Genomic DNA, 15,042 nt, shown 5'->3' with positions numbered 1-15,042 from the left:
AAGAGATTAGTCGTACATGACGTTACCGATACTTGGACCGATCACGCTTTCGGGGTTCGAGCACGCTTGGTTCTTCCTTTTCCTGCTCGTCGCACTAGGGATCGTCGCGCTGTACATCTTCGTGCAGCTGGCCCGGCACCGCCGCATGCTCCGGTTCGCCAACATGGAATTGCTGGAAAGCGTTGCACCCCAACGGCCGACGCGTAAGCGGCACCTGCCCGCGATTCTGCTCGTCATCGCGCTTGTCTTCCTCACGGTCGCGATGGCCGGCCCCACACACGACGTCCGCATTCCGCGCAACCGCGCGGTGGTGATGCTCGTGATGGACGTATCGCAGTCGATGCGCGCCACCGACGTGTCGCCGAACCGCATGGCGGCGGCGCAGGAGGCGTCCAAGCAGTTCGCCGAAGAGCTCACTCCCGGAATCAATCTCGGGCTGATCGCGTACGCCGGCACGGCGACCGTGCTCGTCTCACCGACGACCGGCCGCGAGGCCACCAAAGCCGCGATCGACAAGCTGCAGTTCGCCGACCGCACCGCCACCGGTGAAGGCATCTTCACCGCGTTGCAGGCGATCGCCACCGTCGGCGCGGTGATCGGCGGCGGCGACGAACCACCGCCCGCGCGCATCGTGCTGTTCTCCGACGGCAAGGAGACGGTGCCGTCGAACCCGGACAACCCCAAGGGCGCCTTCACCGCGGCCCGCACCGCCAAGGACCAGGGCGTGCCGATCTCGACCATTTCGTTCGGCACGCCGTACGGCTACGTCGAGATCAACGACCAGCGTCAGCCGGTGCCGGTCGACGACGACATGCTCAAGGAGATCGCCGATCTGTCCGGCGGTGAGGCGTTCACCGCGTCCAGCCTCGAACAGCTGCGCCAGGTGTACGCGAACCTGCAGCAGCAGATCGGGTACGAAACGATCAAGGGCGATGCGAGTGTGGGCTGGCTGCGTCTCGGTGCGCTGGCCCTGGCGCTGGCCGCGCTGTCGGCGCTGCTCATCAACCGTCGTCTGCCGAATTAGGGATGACGAGCTGATATGAACGTTCCGCTGCTGGGGCCGGTCTCCCTCACCGGCTTTTCCCACATCTGGTGGCTGCTGTTCTTTTCCCTCGTCGTGCTGGGCCTGGTCGCGCTGTACTTCTATGCCCAACGCGCCAGGCGCAGGCGTCTGCAGCAGTTCGCCAACACCGAGCTGCTCGACAGCGTGGCGCCCAGGCGGCCGAGCGTGTGGCGCCACGTGCCCGCCGCGCTGCTCGGTGTCGCGCTGTTGTTCTGCACGATCGCCCTGGCCGGGCCGACATTCGACCAGCGGCTGCCACGCAACCGAGCGGTCGTGATGCTGGCCATCGACGTATCGCAGTCGATGCGGGCCACCGACGTCGAACCCGACCGCCTGACCGCCGCCAAAGAGGCGTCCAAACGGTTCGTCGACGAGCTCACTCCGGGCATCAACCTCGGCGTGATCGCGTACGCCGGGACGGCCACAGTGTTGGTTTCGCCGACCACGAACCGCGACGCCAGCCGGCGCGCCATCGACAACCTGCAGGTGTCCGATCGCACCGCCACCGGCGAAGCGATCTTCACCGCACTGTCGTCGATCTCCACGGTGGGCGCCGTGATCGGTGGCGGCGACACACCGCCGCCCGCGCGCATCGTGCTGTTCTCCGACGGCAAGGAGACCGTGCCGTCCAACCCCGACAACCCGAAGGGCGCGTTCACCGCGGCCCGCACGGCCAAGGACCAGGGCGTGCCCATCTCGACGATCTCCTTCGGCACCGAACAGGGCGAGGTGGAGGTCAACGACGAGAAGGTGCCGGTACCCGTCGACGACGAGATGATGAAGAAGATCGCGCAACTGTCCGGTGGCGAGTCCTACACCGCGTCCAACCTCGAGGAGCTGAACAAGGTCTACGGGACGCTGCAGGATCAGATCGGCTACGAGACGGTCCGAGGTGAGGCCACCACCGGCTGGCTGCGGCTTGCCGCGCTGGCGGCCGCGGCCGCGGCGGTCGCGAGCTTGTTGATCAACCGCAGGCTGCCACTCTGAGGCGATTTCTTAGAAATGGCGTCCAGACGATAGGTTGGCGGGCATGACTGTGACCGATGACTCGGCCGACACCGCCGGCCAAACGGCTGGTGGCCGTCCGCCTTTCGTGTCGCGTTCGGTGCTGGTGACCGGAGGGAACCGCGGTATCGGTCTCGCGATCGCTCGGCGCCTCGCGGCCGACGGCCACAAAGTGGCCGTCACTCACCGCGGATCCGGTGCGCCGGAGGGTCTGTTCGGTGTCGTGTGCGACGTCACCGACAACGACGCCGTCGACCGCGCCTTCAAGGAGGTCGAGGAGCATCAGGGACCGGTCGAGGTGCTGGTGTCCAACGCCGGAATCTCCAAGGACGCGTTCCTCATCCGGATGACCGAGGAGCGCTTCGAAGAGGTCATCAACGCCAACCTGACCGGCGCGTTCCGGGTGGCGCAACGGGCATCGCGGAGTATGCAGCGCAAACGCTTCGGACGGATCATCTTCATTGGCTCGGTGTCCGGCAGCTGGGGCATCGGCAACCAGGCCAACTACGCCGCGGCCAAGGCCGGTCTGATCGGCATGGCCCGCTCGATTTCGCGAGAGTTGTCGAAGGCAGGCGTCACCGCCAACGTGGTGGCCCCCGGCTACATCGATACCGAGATGACCCGCGCGCTCGACGAGCGGATCCAGGAGGGCGCGCTCGACTTCATTCCGGCCAAACGGGTCGGGACGGCCGAGGAGGTCGCCGGGGCGGTCAGCTTCCTGGCGTCAGAAGATGCGAGCTATATCGCCGGCGCGGTGATCCCGGTCGACGGCGGCATGGGCATGGGCCACTAGAAAGACAAGGACTTCACATGACACTTCTGCAGGGCAAGCGGATCCTCGTCACGGGGATCATCACCGACTCTTCGATCGCGTTCCACATCGCCAAGGTCGCCCAGGAGGCGGGCGCCGAGCTGGTGCTCACCGGCTTCGACCGGATGAAGCTGATCCAGCGCATCGCCGACCGACTGCCGGCGAAGGCGCCGCTGCTCGAGCTCGACGTGCAGAACGAGAAGCACCTCGACACGCTGGCCGACCGGGTGACCGAGGCCATCGGCGACGGCAACAAGCTCGACGGCGTCGTGCACTCGATCGGCTACATGCCGCAGACCGGTATGGGCATCAACCCGTTCTTCGACGCGCCCTACGAGGATGTCGCCAAGGGCATTCACATCTCCGCCTATTCGTACGCGTCCCTGGCGAAAGCGGTGCTGCCGATCATGAATCCGGGTGGCGCGATCGTGGGCATGGACTTCGACCCGACGCGCGCGATGCCCGCCTACAACTGGATGACGGTCGCCAAGAGCGCGCTGGAGTCGGTCAACCGATTCGTCGCACGTGAAGCCGGTCCGCACGGTGTCCGGTCCAATCTTGTTGCCGCCGGCCCGATCCGCACGCTGGCGATGAGCGCCATCGTCGGCGGCGCGCTCGGTGAGGAAGCCGGTGCGCAGATGAAGCTGCTCGAAGAGGGTTGGGACCAGCGTGCCCCCATCGGGTGGAACATGAAGGATCCGACCCCGGTCGCCAAGACCGTCTGCGCCCTGCTGTCGGACTGGCTGCCCGCGACCACCGGCACGATCATCTACGCCGACGGCGGCGCCAGCACGCAATTGTTGTAAGGGATGGACAACTCGGGTTTCGACGCTGTCCTGCTGCTGTCGTTCGGCGGGCCGGAGGGGCCGGACCAGGTGATGCCGTTCCTCGAGAACGTCACCAGGGGCCGGGGGATACCACCTGAGCGGCTGGCCTCCGTTGCCGAGCATTACCAGCATTTCGGTGGTGTGTCACCGATCAACGGCATCAACCGCGCACTGATCGACGAGTTGCGCCCTCTGATCGACCTGCCGGTGTATTTCGGCAACCGGAACTGGGAGCCCTACGTCGAAGACGCCGTTGCGGCGATGGCGTTCGACGGCGTGCGCAACGCCGCCGTCTTCGCCACCTCGGCATGGGGCGGCTACTCGGGTTGCACTCAATACGTCGAGGACATTGCGAGGGCCAGGCAGGCCACGGGCGCGAACGCACCGCGGCTGGTGAAACTTCGTCAGTACTACGACCATCCGCTGTTCGTGAAGATGTTCAGCGACGCGATCACCGCCGCTGCACAGACTGTGCCCGACCATGCGCGGTTGGTGTTCACCGCCCACTCCATCCCACTGTCCAGCAGCTCTCGTTGTGGCAGAGACCTTTACGCGCGACAGGTCGCTCACGCCGCCAAGCTCGTCGCGGCCGCGGCGGGTTACGACGACTATGACCAGGTCTGGCAGTCGCGCTCGGGGCCACCGCAGGTCCCCTGGCTGGAACCCGACGTCGGCGATCACCTTGCCGCTCTCGTCGAGGCCGGGACGGATGCCGTGATCGTATGCCCGATCGGCTTTGTCGCGGATCACATCGAGGTGGTGTGGGATCTGGACCACGAACTCAGGCTGCAGGCGCAAGACTCGCGCATCGCGTTCGCCAGGGCTTCGACGCCCAACGCGCACCTCGCGCATGTGGTGGCCGACCTCCTCGACGAACTACGCAACGACCGCGATCCCGTTCGGGTGCCGGATCCGGAATCCCCGCCGCTACAGGGCTTCTCGATCGACGGGGTGGTGTGCACACCTCAGTGCGTTAGCAGGTAGCCGGAGTCCCGTAATGGGTGTCTGCCGCAAGGACACGGGTCGGTCGGCGCGCAACCCTGGAAGAGCAAGAGAAACATAGATGCTCGAAGGAGTTTCGCGATGCGATCAGTGTGCAAACGAATGGTGGCGGTTGTCGTCGCGGGCGCTGCGGCGTTGACCATCGCGGCGGCCCCCGTCGCCGCGGCAGCGCCGGCGCCCGCCGTGACCATTCCGGCCGCCTACGGCCATGGCGGCCACGGATACGGCGGACACGGCTACGGCCCCGGATTCAACGAGTACCGCGGTCCGGTGTTCGGGTACGGCCACTACCGGCACTGGTGGCCGTGGCGGTGGTGAGTGTCGCGCTGTCACTGTTGCCAGGCGGCGTGCAGTATCGCGCTGACGGCAGCCAAGCGTGCCGACCGCACGACACCGTTCAGCGGTCGCAGCGCTTCGCTGGCCGTCTGCACGTCCGCGGAGCTGTTGAGCCCGATGGGGATCAGGCCTGAGCTCACGGTGATGATCGCGTCGATGTATGCCGCGTTCTCCAGCACCCGCAGGGCCCGAGTCGGCGCATGATCCGGAATGCTGTGCCGCCGTTCAGATTCCACGACCTGCTCGACGAGACTGCGCGGGTCCTCGATGTCGCCGCCCGCCGCTTCGGCGTGCAGGGCGCCCAGTGCGTCAGCGGCGGAACGGACCGCCGAGCGCATTGTGTATTCCGCCTCGCCGAGGTCGAGACCTTCGGCGGGCATCGCGCCGGGCACCGAGTACACCGTCCACGACAGCGCGGACGGATCGGCTTCGAGATCGGGTTGGTCTTCGTCATCGGCGCTATCGGGATACTCGAAGTCCGGCACCAGGCCGATGGCCTCGGCGGGGTCACCCGCCACGATGAGCGCCTCGCCCGCGGCTACGGCGTCGCGCTGGAACTGCGTGCCCGCTGGCAGCCCGCGGACATCGCCGGGGACCGGCAGGGCAACACCCATCGCGGGTGCTCCGCTGGTCCGGCCCACCGAGGTGCGCAGCGTCTGCAGCAGGGAAACCGCCCCCGCATCGGTCAGATCCGGCCAGGGCAGGCCGGTGCGCCCCGCGGCGACCGAGTCGTATGCGGTGACGGAATGTCTTGGCGCCCATTGTGATAGCGCATCCAACACATCGTCGGGCGCGGCGGCACCGGCAAGCCAGGCGTTCGCCCAAACCGTCAACGAAACACTCGGACACCACATGATTTCCGCAGTGTAGTTGTTAGCCGCTCATCGGGTCGGCTACGCGCTAGGCTGACGTCATGCCTGCTGCGCTGATCTGGCTCATCGCCGCGCTGGCCCTCGCCGGGGCCGAGGCGCTGACCGGCGACCTGTTCCTGCTCATGCTCGGCGGCGGCGCGCTGGCGGCCGCGGGATCCAGCCTCATCTTCGACGACCTATGGGTGCACGGCGCGGTTTTCGCGGTCGTGTCCGTGCTGCTCTTGGCGCTGGTCCGGCCCGCACTGCGCCGGCACTTCAATTCCGGCACCGCACTGCCCGAACGGGCGAAGGCGTTGGAGGGCAAGAGCGCACTGGTGCTCGACCGGGTCGCCCGCCATGAAGGACAGGTGAAGCTCGACGGCGAGGTCTGGACCGCGCGCCCGCTGAACGAAAACGAGGTCTACGAACCCGGCGACCATGTGACGGTCGTCGAGATCGACGGCGCGACCGCCGTCGTCCAGAAAGTCGTCTAGAGGAAAGCCTGGGCCAACCCCAGACAATCACGAAAGGAACGTTCATGGATGGTGCTGTCGCCGGCCTGATTCTGGTCGCCGTGCTGGTGGTGTTCGCCGCCATCATCGTGGCCAAGTCCATCGCACTGATCCCACAGGCCGAGGCCGCGGTCATCGAGCGGCTCGGCCGCTACAGCAAGACCGTGTCGGGACAGTTGACGCTGCTGCTGCCGTTCGTCGACAAGATCCGCGCGCGCGTCGACCTGCGCGAGCGGGTGGTGTCGTTCCCGCCCCAGCCGGTGATCACCGAGGACAACCTGACGGTGAACATCGACACCGTCGTCTACTTTCAGGTCACCAATCCGCAGGCGGCCGTCTATCAGATCAGCAACTACATCGTCGGCGTCGAGCAGTTGACCACCACGACGCTGCGCAACGTGGTCGGCGGTATGACGCTGGAGCAGACCCTGACGTCGCGTGACTCGATCAACGGCCAGCTGCGCGGTGTGCTCGACGAAGCCACCGGTCGATGGGGACTGCGCGTCGCCCGTGTCGAGCTGCGCAGCATCGACCCACCGCCGTCGATTCAGGACTCGATGGAAAAGCAGATGCGCGCCGACCGCGAGAAGCGCGCGATGATCCTGACCGCCGAAGGTAACCGCGAGGCGTCGATCAAGCAGGCCGAGGGTCAGAAGCAGGCCCAGATCCTCGCGGCCGAAGGTGCCAAGCAGGCGGCGATCCTGGCCGCCGAAGCAGACCGGCAGTCGCGCATGCTGCGCGCTCAGGGTGAACGGGCCGCGTCGTACCTGCAGGCACAGGGCCAGGCCAAGGCCATCGAGAAGACCTTCGCCGCCATCAAGCGGGGCCGACCGACCCCGGAGATGCTGGCCTACCAGTACCTGCAGACACTGCCGCAGATGGCCAAGGGCGAGGCGAACAAGGTTTGGCTCGTGCCCAGCGACTTCGGATCGGCACTCCAGGGCTTCACGAAGATGCTCGGCGCGCCGGGTTCGGACGGCGTGTTCCGTTACGAGCCGTCGCCGGTGGAAGAGGACATTCAACGGCCGGAGGACGATTCTGCCGAGGTGGCCGCCTGGTTCAACACGCAGACCGATCCGGAGATCGCACAGGCCGTCGCGAAGGCCGAAGCCGAGGCGCGCAAACCGGTGGCCGGGGCTATCGATCCGCCGCCGCAGTACCCGCCGCTGTCGCAGCAGCAGCAACCGCCCTCGCAATACAACTCACCGACGCAGGGCCCCGGCGGGGGCGCTCACTCCCGGTAGGAGACCTCGGTCTGATCGCGAGTGTGATCGCGGCGGTGAGCGCGAATCTCATAGGCCAGCCCGGCCACACCGACGCATGCGGTGCAGAACGAGATCAAGACCAGTAGTGGGTTGACGCTGCCGGTCAGCGCGTCGCCGAGGATCACCACGGCCGCGGTTCCGGGTATCAACCCGGCCAGCGTGGCGAAGGCGTAGGGGAGCGCCCGAACTCCCGACGCCCCTGCCGCATAGTTCAGCACCGAGAACGGCACGGCGGGGATCAGCCGCATCGAGATGACGGCAGGCCACCCGCGCTCCCGCAGACGGGCGTCCAGCGCGTCGACCTTCGGATGGGGCACCAGCTTGTTGAGTTGCCAGCCGGCCGCGCGCACCAGCACCAGCGCGATGACGGCGCTGACGGTGGCCGCCGACACCGCGAGCGGGATACCGAGGACCGGTCCGAACAACAGTCCGGCGGCCAGCGTGAACGCCGTGCGCGGGAACGGGAAGACCGTCACCACGATGTGTGCACCGAGAAACGCCAGCGGGAACCAAGGGCCGACCGAGGTGGCCCAATCTCGCAGCTGAACGGCGGTCGGAAGGGGGACCAGCAGCGCGATTGCGACAAGAATCACAATCGCGGTCAGGATCGCGAACACCCGTCGCCGCGGCACCGCGGACGCCGTTGCGACCACCGAGCCACGCAGCGCGCGCAGGGTGCTGACGACGGTATTCACGTCCGCCAAGCCTACTTTGCATGGCCTGCGGCCACCGGCCAGCACGCCGTGAGACCGCCGACCGGTGGTCAACGGCGTGACCGGGATCATTTAGCCTGGTGAGCGGTCGTGTTAGACACAGAGGTCACCCGTCGCGACAACAGGAGAAGCCGGTGTCGGTAGATACATCTGCGGGATCTGAATCGGATCGCGAACAATGGCGAGCTGCCGTTGCCGGAGTGCTGGCCAAGAGCAGCCGCAAGGATCCCGCCGATCTCGGCGAGGCGCCTGAGCAACTCCTCGACTCACCGACCTACGAGGGCTTTCCGATTCGGCCGCTGTACACGATTCTCGACTCCCAGCCCGAGGCGCCGCTGCCCGGCAGCTGGCCGTTCATTCGCGGGTCCGACGGTCTGCGCGACGTCAAATCCGGGTGGAAGGTCGCCGAGGCGTTTCCGGCGCCGGGCCAGGTGTCGGTCGTCGACGGAAACGGCGCGGTGCTGACCGCCCTCACCGAGGGCACCAGCGCACTGATCCTGGATGTCGGGCCCACCGGCGTGAGCGCCGCTGACCTCGACAGGCTCCTCGAGGGCGTATTTCTCGAACTCGTTCCCGTGGTGCTGGACGCGGGCGCCGACTTCACCGCCGCCGCGGACGCAGTGCTGGCACTGGTGAATGACCTGGATGACGAACGGCGAGCCCGACTTTCGGTCGACCTCGGTGCCGACCCGCTCACCGCGACACTCAGCGGCCGTGCGGCGCCATCAACCGACGAAGTGGTTGCCACCGTCGAGAAGACGATCGCCTTCGGCGGGGGTGTGCGGGCCATCACGATCGACGGTCCGGCATTTCACGATCTCGGTGCCAGCGCATCGTGGGAGCTCACGGGCGCCATCGCCGCGGGGGTCAGCTATCTGCGTCTGCTGGTCGACAGCGGGGTCCCGGCGCCGGATGCGTTGCGCCAGATCAGTTTCAGGTTCGCCGCGGACGATGACCAATTCATGACAATCGCCAAACTGCGTGCCGCACGACAGCTGTGGGCCCGGGTGGCCGAAGTGGTCGGTACGGCCGATGCCGGCGCGGCACGAGTGCACGCAGTGACCTCGCAACCGATGATGGCTCAACGTGATCCGTGGGTGAACATGTTGCGCACGACAGTCGCCGCCTTCGCGGCGGGCGTCGGGGGAGCGGACACCGTCCAGGTCCATACCTTCGACAGCGCCATCCCCGGTGGCTGGCCCGGCACCGCAGCCAGTTTCGCGCGGCGGATGGCCCGCAACACCCAGCTGTTGCTGTTGGAGGAGTCGCATATCGGGCGTGTTCTCGACCCCGCCGGCGGCTCGTGGTTCGTCGAGGATCTCACCCGCGCACTTGCCGAGGAGGCGTGGAAGCACTTCCGCGACATCGAATCCCGCGGCGGTTTCACGGCTGCGGTCGACCACCTGGCCGCACAGATCGCGGAGGTGAGCGAGAAGCGCCGCGACGACATCGCGCACCGTCGTACGGCGATCACCGGCGTCAACGAGTATCCAAACCTGTCGGAAATGCCGTTGCCACCATCGGACCCGGTTCCCGGTGTGCAACGCTACGCGGCGAGCTTCGAAGCACTGCGGGATCGATCCGACGCCTATCTCGCCGAGCACGGTTCGCGGCCGACGGCCTTGCTGCTGCCGATCGGCCCACTGTCCGAACACAACATCCGCACGACGTTCGCGGCCAACCTGCTGGCATCCGGCGGCGTCGAGGCCGTCAACCCGGGGCCGCTGGACACCGCAGGTGTCGCACAAGCGGTTTCGGATGCCGGTGGAGCGGTCGCCGCCGTGATCTGCGGCACCGACGCTCGCTACGCGCAGGAGGCGTCGGGCGTGGTGGAAGCCGCCCGCGGGGCGGGTGTTTCGCACATCTACCTTGCCGGTCCGGAAAAAGCCGTCGCCGAAGCAGCGAACAAGCCGGATGAATACCTGACCGCCAAGATCGACGCGATCGCCGCGCTGTCGGCACTTCTCACCCGATTGGGGGCGTGACCATGACGATGTCCAATGTCGCCGGCCAGCCGGTTCCTGACGTTGAACCGCACACGATCACCAACTTCGCCGACGTGCCCCTGCACGGGCAGAAAGCGGCCGAGCCTGCCACGGAGGCCGCGGTCGCCGAGCACATCGCCGCGGCCGCGGCCGCGCACGGTTACACCGCCGAGCAGCTCGACTGGGTCACCCCCGAAGGTATTGACGTCAAACCGGTCTACATCGCCGCCGACCGCGACGCCGTGGTGGATGCCGGATATCCCCTGGACACGTTCCCCGGCGCGCCGCCGTTCGTCCGCGGCCCGTACCCGACCATGTACGTCAACCAGCCGTGGACCATCCGTCAGTACGCGGGATTCTCGACCGCGGCAGAGTCCAACGCGTTCTACCGGCGCAACCTCGCCGCCGGGCAGAAGGGTCTTTCGGTGGCCTTCGATCTAGCCACCCACCGCGGCTATGACTCCGATCATCCGCGCGTCCAGGGCGACGTCGGAATGGCCGGTGTGGCAATCGATTCCATCCTCGACATGCGACAGCTGTTCGACGGTATCGACCTGTCCACCGTCTCGGTGTCGATGACGATGAACGGTGCCGTGCTGCCAATACTCGCGCTCTACGTGGTGGCCGCCGAGGAACAGGGCGTACCCCCGGAGAAGCTGGCGGGGACCATCCAGAACGACATCCTCAAAGAGTTCATGGTCCGCAACACCTACATCTATCCACCCAAGCCGTCGATGCGGGTGATCTCTGACATCTTCGGCTACACGAGCACGAAGATGCCGAAGTTCAACTCGATCTCGATCTCCGGGTACCACATTCAAGAGGCCGGTGCCACAGCCGATCTCGAGCTCGCCTACACGCTGGCCGACGGCGTCGAGTACATCAAGGCGGGCCTTGATGCCGGCCTGGACATCGACAAGTTCGCACCGCGTCTGTCCTTCTTCTGGGGCATCGGAATGAACTTCTTCATGGAGGTCGCCAAGCTGCGCGCCGGTCGGCTGCTGTGGAGCGAGTTGGTTGCCGAGTTCAATCCGAAGAGTCCGAAATCGCTGTCGCTGCGTACTCATTCGCAGACCTCGGGATGGTCGCTGACCGCCCAAGACGCCTTCAACAACGTCGCGCGCACGTGTATCGAGGCGATGGCCGCCACTCAGGGGCACACGCAGTCCCTGCACACCAATGCGCTCGACGAGGCGCTGGCGCTACCGACCGACTTCTCGGCTCGTATCGCGCGCAATACGCAGCTGCTGCTGCAGCAGGAGTCCGGAACGACACGTCCGATCGACCCGTGGGGCGGTTCGTACTACGTCGAATGGCTGACCCACCAGCTCGCCTCCGCGGCGCGCATGCACATCGGAGAGGTCGTCGCCCACGGCGGAATGGCGCAGGCGATCAGCGAGGGCATCCCGAAGATGCGCATCGAAGAGGCGGCTGCCCGGACGCAGGCCCGCATCGACTCCGGTGCACAGACGGTGATCGGCGTGAACAAGTACCAGGTCGACGAGGACCAGGAGGTGGAAGTTCTCAAGGTCGAGAACAGCCGGGTACGCGCCGAGCAGATCGCGAAACTGGAGAAGCTGCGCGCCGAGCGCGACGAGGCGGCAACTCAGGCCGCGCTGGCCGAATTGACCAGGGCCGCAGGTGAATCCGGACCGGCAGGGGACGACGGCCTGGGGAACAACCTGCTGGCGCTGGCCGTCAATGCCGCGCGCGCCCACGCGACGGTCGGTGAAATCTCGGATGCGCTCGAGAAGGTGTACGGCAGACACGTCGCCGAGATCCGCACCATCGCCGGCGTCTACCGTGATGAGGTGGGGAGCAGTGGCAACGTGACTGGAATCGGCAAAGCAACCGAATTCGTCGAGAAGTTCGCCGAGGCCGACGGTCGTAGGCCACGCATCCTGATCGCCAAGATGGGCCAGGACGGCCACGACCGTGGGCAGAAGGTCATCGCGACGGCGTTCGCCGACATCGGCTTTGACGTGGATGTCGGCTCGTTGTTCTCCACGCCGGAGGAGGTCGCGCGTCAGGCGGCTGACAATGACGTGCACGTGGTCGGGGTGTCGTCGCTCGCGGCGGGCCACCTGACATTGGTGCCCGCGCTGCGCGAAGCGCTCGCCGAGGCGGGGAGGCCGGACATCATGATCGTGGTGGGCGGCGTGATCCCGCCCGGCGACTTCGACGAGCTGTACGCGGCAGGAGCGACCGCGATCTTCCCGCCCGGCACCGTGATCGCCGACGCTGCGATCGGCCTGCTGCAGAAGCTCGCCGAGCAGCTGGGCTACGACCTGACGAGATGAACCTCCCGGTTTCTGAACTAGCGGACGCCGTTCGCCGCGGCGACCGAGCGGCGCTGCCGAAGGCCATCACGCTCGTCGAGTCCACCCGCACCGATCACCGCGAGCAGGCGCAGCAGTTGCTGCTGGAACTGTCCCCCGCAAGCGGGAGATACCCCCAGCCAGAGCCGGCAACGCGCGTAGGAATCACCGGCGTCCCGGGTGTCGGCAAGTCGACGACCATCGAGGCGCTCGGCATGCACCTGATCGAGGAGGGACACCGCGTCGCGGTGCTGGCGGTCGACCCGTCGTCGACGCGCACCGGTGGCTCCATCCTCGGCGACAAGACCCGCATGGCGAAACTGGCGGTACACCCCGACGCGTACATCCGCCCCTCGCCGACGTCCGGCACGCTGGGCGGGGTCGCCAGGGCCACCCGCGAAACGATCGTGCTACTGGAGGCCGCGGGGTTCGACGTCATTCTCGTGGAGACGGTGGGTGTCGGGCAGTCGGAGGTGACCGTCGCCAACATGGTGGACACCTTCGTGTTCCTGACCCTGGCGCGCACCGGCGACCAGCTGCAGGGCATCAAGAAGGGCGTGCTGGAGCTCGCCGACATCGTGGTAGTGAACAAGGCCGACGGCGAGCATGCTGTGGAGGCGAAGGCCGCCGCGCGCGAACTGACCGGTGCGATCCGACTGATCTATCCACGCGAAACGCTATGGCGCCCGCCGGTTCTCACCATGAGTGCACTGACCGGTGACGGCCTCGTCGAGTTGTGGGACACGGTGCTGAAGCACCGCGAGGTGTTGACCGCGGCCGGTGAGTTCGAGGCCCGCAGGCGCACCCAGCAGGTCGAGTGGACGTGGTCGATGGTCCGCGACACCGTGCTGGACCGTGTGCTGTCGCATCCCGCGGTTAAAGAGATCCGGGCCGAAGTCGAGCGCCAGGTTCGCGACGGCGAGCTGACGCCCGCGCTTGCTGCGCAACAGATTTTGGACGCATCTGACGTGCGCTAACTTAACTTTTCGGTAACACCCGGTTTATTTGCCGGGGCTGCAGGTAAATTGTATGCATTGTGACGGGTGTCAAATCCGTGGGGCGCAGCGCAGCGCTCCCGCACAGGATTCAGGGCGCGGCGGATTCGAACTTTGCTTGCACCCTGCGGGCCTTCTCGAAGTTGTTCCCCGGGAGACGATTCGGCGGCGGCGCTCTCTCCGTCTACCTGCACGGTGAGCCCGTGGTCGATGTATGGACCGGTTACTCCGACCGCCGTGGTACCGAGTACTGGACGGCCGACACCGGCGCCATGGTCTTCTCGGTCACCAAGGGTCTGGCTTCCACGGTGATCCACCGGCTCGCCGACCGAGGCCTTATCGACTACGACACGCCGGTCAGCCAGTACTGGCCCGAGTTCGGCGAGAACGGCAAGGCCGACATCACGGTCCGCGAAGTGATGCGCCACCGCGCGGGCCTGTCTCAGCTCAACGGGGTCAGCAAGGCCGACCTGCTCGACCACCACGCGATGGAGCAGCGGATCGCCGCGGCACCGGTGAACAAGCTGCTGTACGGCCATCAGGCGTATCACGCGCTCACCTACGGCTGGCTGATGTCGGGGCTTGGCCGCGCGATCACCGGCAAGGGCATGCGGGACTTGATTCGTGAGGAATTGGCCGAACCGCTGAACACCGACGGGCTGCACCTGGGCCGGCCGCCGGTCGCAGCGCCGACGCGGGCCGCGCAGATCCTCGCGCCGCAGGGCACCTTGGCCAATCCGATCTTCAATTTCGTGGCGCCGCGGGTAGCCGCCCTCGGCATGTCCGGGGGCTTCGGATCGATGTACTTCCCCGGCATGAAAGCCGTCGTGCAGGGCGACACGCCGTTCCTCGATGCCGAGATCCCCGCCGCTAACGGTGTGGCCACCGCGCGCGCACTGGCCAAGATGTACGGTGCGATCGCCAACGGCGGCCGCGTCGACGGCACACAACTGCTCTCGCGTGAGCGGGTCGACGGCCTGACCGGTGAGCGGAGCTTCGCGCCCGACCGCAACATCTTCGTGCCGCTGTCTTTCCACCTCGGATACCACTCCGTGCCGATCCCCGGCGTGATGCCCGGCTTCGGGCATGCGGGACTGGCCGGATCGGTGGGTTGGGCGGACCCGGAGACGGGGATGTCGTTCGGGTTCGTGCACAACCGGCTGCTGACGCGGATGGTGCTCGATCAGGCGACGTTCGCCGGGCTGCAGACGCTGATTCGCCGCGACGCGGCCCGCGCCCGTCGGCGCGGCTACGACACTATGCCTGCGCTCGGCGCGGCGTACACCGAGGTCAGCCGATCGGTGGCGGGTTAGGTGTACTGCCCAGGCAGGTTGGTTGAGAAAGTGTGACGACTCGCTG

Annotated in this window: 14 protein-coding genes; 12 read left to right on the top strand and 2 right to left on the bottom strand. The window is 66.8% G+C overall.

Annotated features, from left to right (window positions below; translation table 11 throughout):
- The first annotated feature begins 16 nt into the window (after positions 1-16).
- The 6 genes from M1248_RS30535 to M1248_RS30510 all read left to right on the top strand — a co-directional run bounded on the left by M1248_RS30535 (position 17) and on the right by M1248_RS30510 (position 5,026).
- Positions 17-1,024, top strand: coding sequence for a VWA domain-containing protein (locus M1248_RS30535; protein WP_317150626.1), 1,008 nt, complete (start codon positions 17-19; stop codon positions 1,022-1,024).
- Positions 1,025-1,039: 15 nt separating this feature from the next.
- Entirely contained in the window at positions 1,040-2,050 is a 1,011-nt protein-coding gene (locus M1248_RS30530) for a VWA domain-containing protein (protein ID WP_163727501.1), read from the top strand.
- A 43-nt stretch (positions 2,051-2,093) separates the two neighbouring features.
- Positions 2,094-2,861 (top strand): 3-oxoacyl-ACP reductase FabG1, encoded by a 768-nt coding sequence (gene fabG1, locus M1248_RS30525; protein WP_163727504.1) that lies wholly within the window; start codon positions 2,094-2,096, stop codon positions 2,859-2,861.
- Positions 2,862-2,878: 17 nt separating this feature from the next.
- Positions 2,879-3,685 carry an NADH-dependent enoyl-ACP reductase InhA gene (inhA, locus tag M1248_RS30520; protein WP_163727506.1) on the top strand — a complete coding sequence of 269 codons (807 nt, stop codon included), beginning with the start codon at positions 2,879-2,881 and terminating at the stop codon, positions 3,683-3,685.
- Positions 3,686-3,688: 3 nt separating this feature from the next.
- A complete protein-coding gene (locus M1248_RS30515; protein WP_317150625.1) occupies positions 3,689-4,690 on the top strand; it encodes a ferrochelatase in 1,002 nt (333 codons plus the stop codon).
- 99 nt (positions 4,691-4,789) lie between these two features.
- Positions 4,790-5,026, top strand: a complete 237-nt coding sequence (locus tag M1248_RS30510; RefSeq protein ID WP_163724379.1) for a hypothetical protein — start codon at positions 4,790-4,792, stop codon at positions 5,024-5,026.
- Between the two features lie 11 nt (positions 5,027-5,037).
- Here M1248_RS30510 and M1248_RS30505 read toward each other — a convergent pair whose 3' ends face one another.
- On the bottom strand, positions 5,038-5,898 hold the full coding sequence (locus M1248_RS30505; RefSeq protein WP_317150624.1) for a hypothetical protein: 861 nt from the start codon (positions 5,896-5,898) through the stop codon (positions 5,038-5,040).
- Positions 5,899-5,957: 59 nt separating this feature from the next.
- Here M1248_RS30505 and M1248_RS30500 point away from each other — a divergent pair, with 59 nt between their 5' ends.
- Both M1248_RS30500 and M1248_RS30495 read left to right on the top strand, forming a co-directional pair.
- On the top strand, positions 5,958-6,389 hold the full coding sequence (locus M1248_RS30500; RefSeq protein ID WP_163727516.1) for an NfeD family protein: 432 nt from the start codon (positions 5,958-5,960) through the stop codon (positions 6,387-6,389).
- Between the two features lie 44 nt (positions 6,390-6,433).
- Entirely contained in the window at positions 6,434-7,651 is a 1,218-nt protein-coding gene (locus tag M1248_RS30495; protein ID WP_163727519.1) for an SPFH domain-containing protein, read from the top strand.
- Here the strand turns inward: M1248_RS30495 and M1248_RS30490 are convergent.
- A complete protein-coding gene (locus M1248_RS30490) occupies positions 7,639-8,367 on the bottom strand; it encodes a TVP38/TMEM64 family protein (protein WP_163727522.1) in 729 nt (242 codons plus the stop codon). The genes M1248_RS30495 and M1248_RS30490 overlap by 13 nt on opposite strands.
- 152 nt (positions 8,368-8,519) lie before the next feature.
- On the opposite strand from M1248_RS30490, the gene mutA reads away from it, so the two are divergent.
- From mutA to M1248_RS30470, 4 genes are read left to right on the top strand one after another with little or no spacing between them, the layout of a single operon-like run.
- On the top strand, positions 8,520-10,370 hold the full coding sequence (gene mutA / locus M1248_RS30485) for a methylmalonyl-CoA mutase small subunit (RefSeq protein WP_317150623.1): 1,851 nt from the start codon (positions 8,520-8,522) through the stop codon (positions 10,368-10,370).
- Between the two features lie 2 nt (positions 10,371-10,372).
- Positions 10,373-12,670: a methylmalonyl-CoA mutase gene (scpA, locus tag M1248_RS30480; protein ID WP_317150622.1), complete on the top strand. Its 2,298-nt coding sequence runs from the start codon at positions 10,373-10,375 to the stop codon at positions 12,668-12,670.
- A complete protein-coding gene (meaB, locus tag M1248_RS30475; RefSeq protein WP_317150621.1) occupies positions 12,667-13,665 on the top strand; it encodes a methylmalonyl Co-A mutase-associated GTPase MeaB in 999 nt (332 codons plus the stop codon). The genes scpA and meaB overlap by 4 nt, the downstream gene beginning before the upstream one ends.
- Before the next feature lie 59 nt (positions 13,666-13,724).
- On the top strand, positions 13,725-14,996 hold the full coding sequence (locus M1248_RS30470; protein ID WP_163727531.1) for a serine hydrolase domain-containing protein: 1,272 nt from the start codon (positions 13,725-13,727) through the stop codon (positions 14,994-14,996).
- Positions 14,997-15,042: the final 46 nt, after the last annotated feature.

Origin of the sequence: Mycobacterium sp. 29Ha, assembly GCF_032883055.1 — a bacterium.
Classification (GTDB): Bacteria; Actinomycetota; Actinomycetes; order Mycobacteriales; family Mycobacteriaceae; genus Mycobacterium; species Mycobacterium gallinarum.
This window is presented reverse-complemented; position numbering and strand designations above follow the sequence as displayed.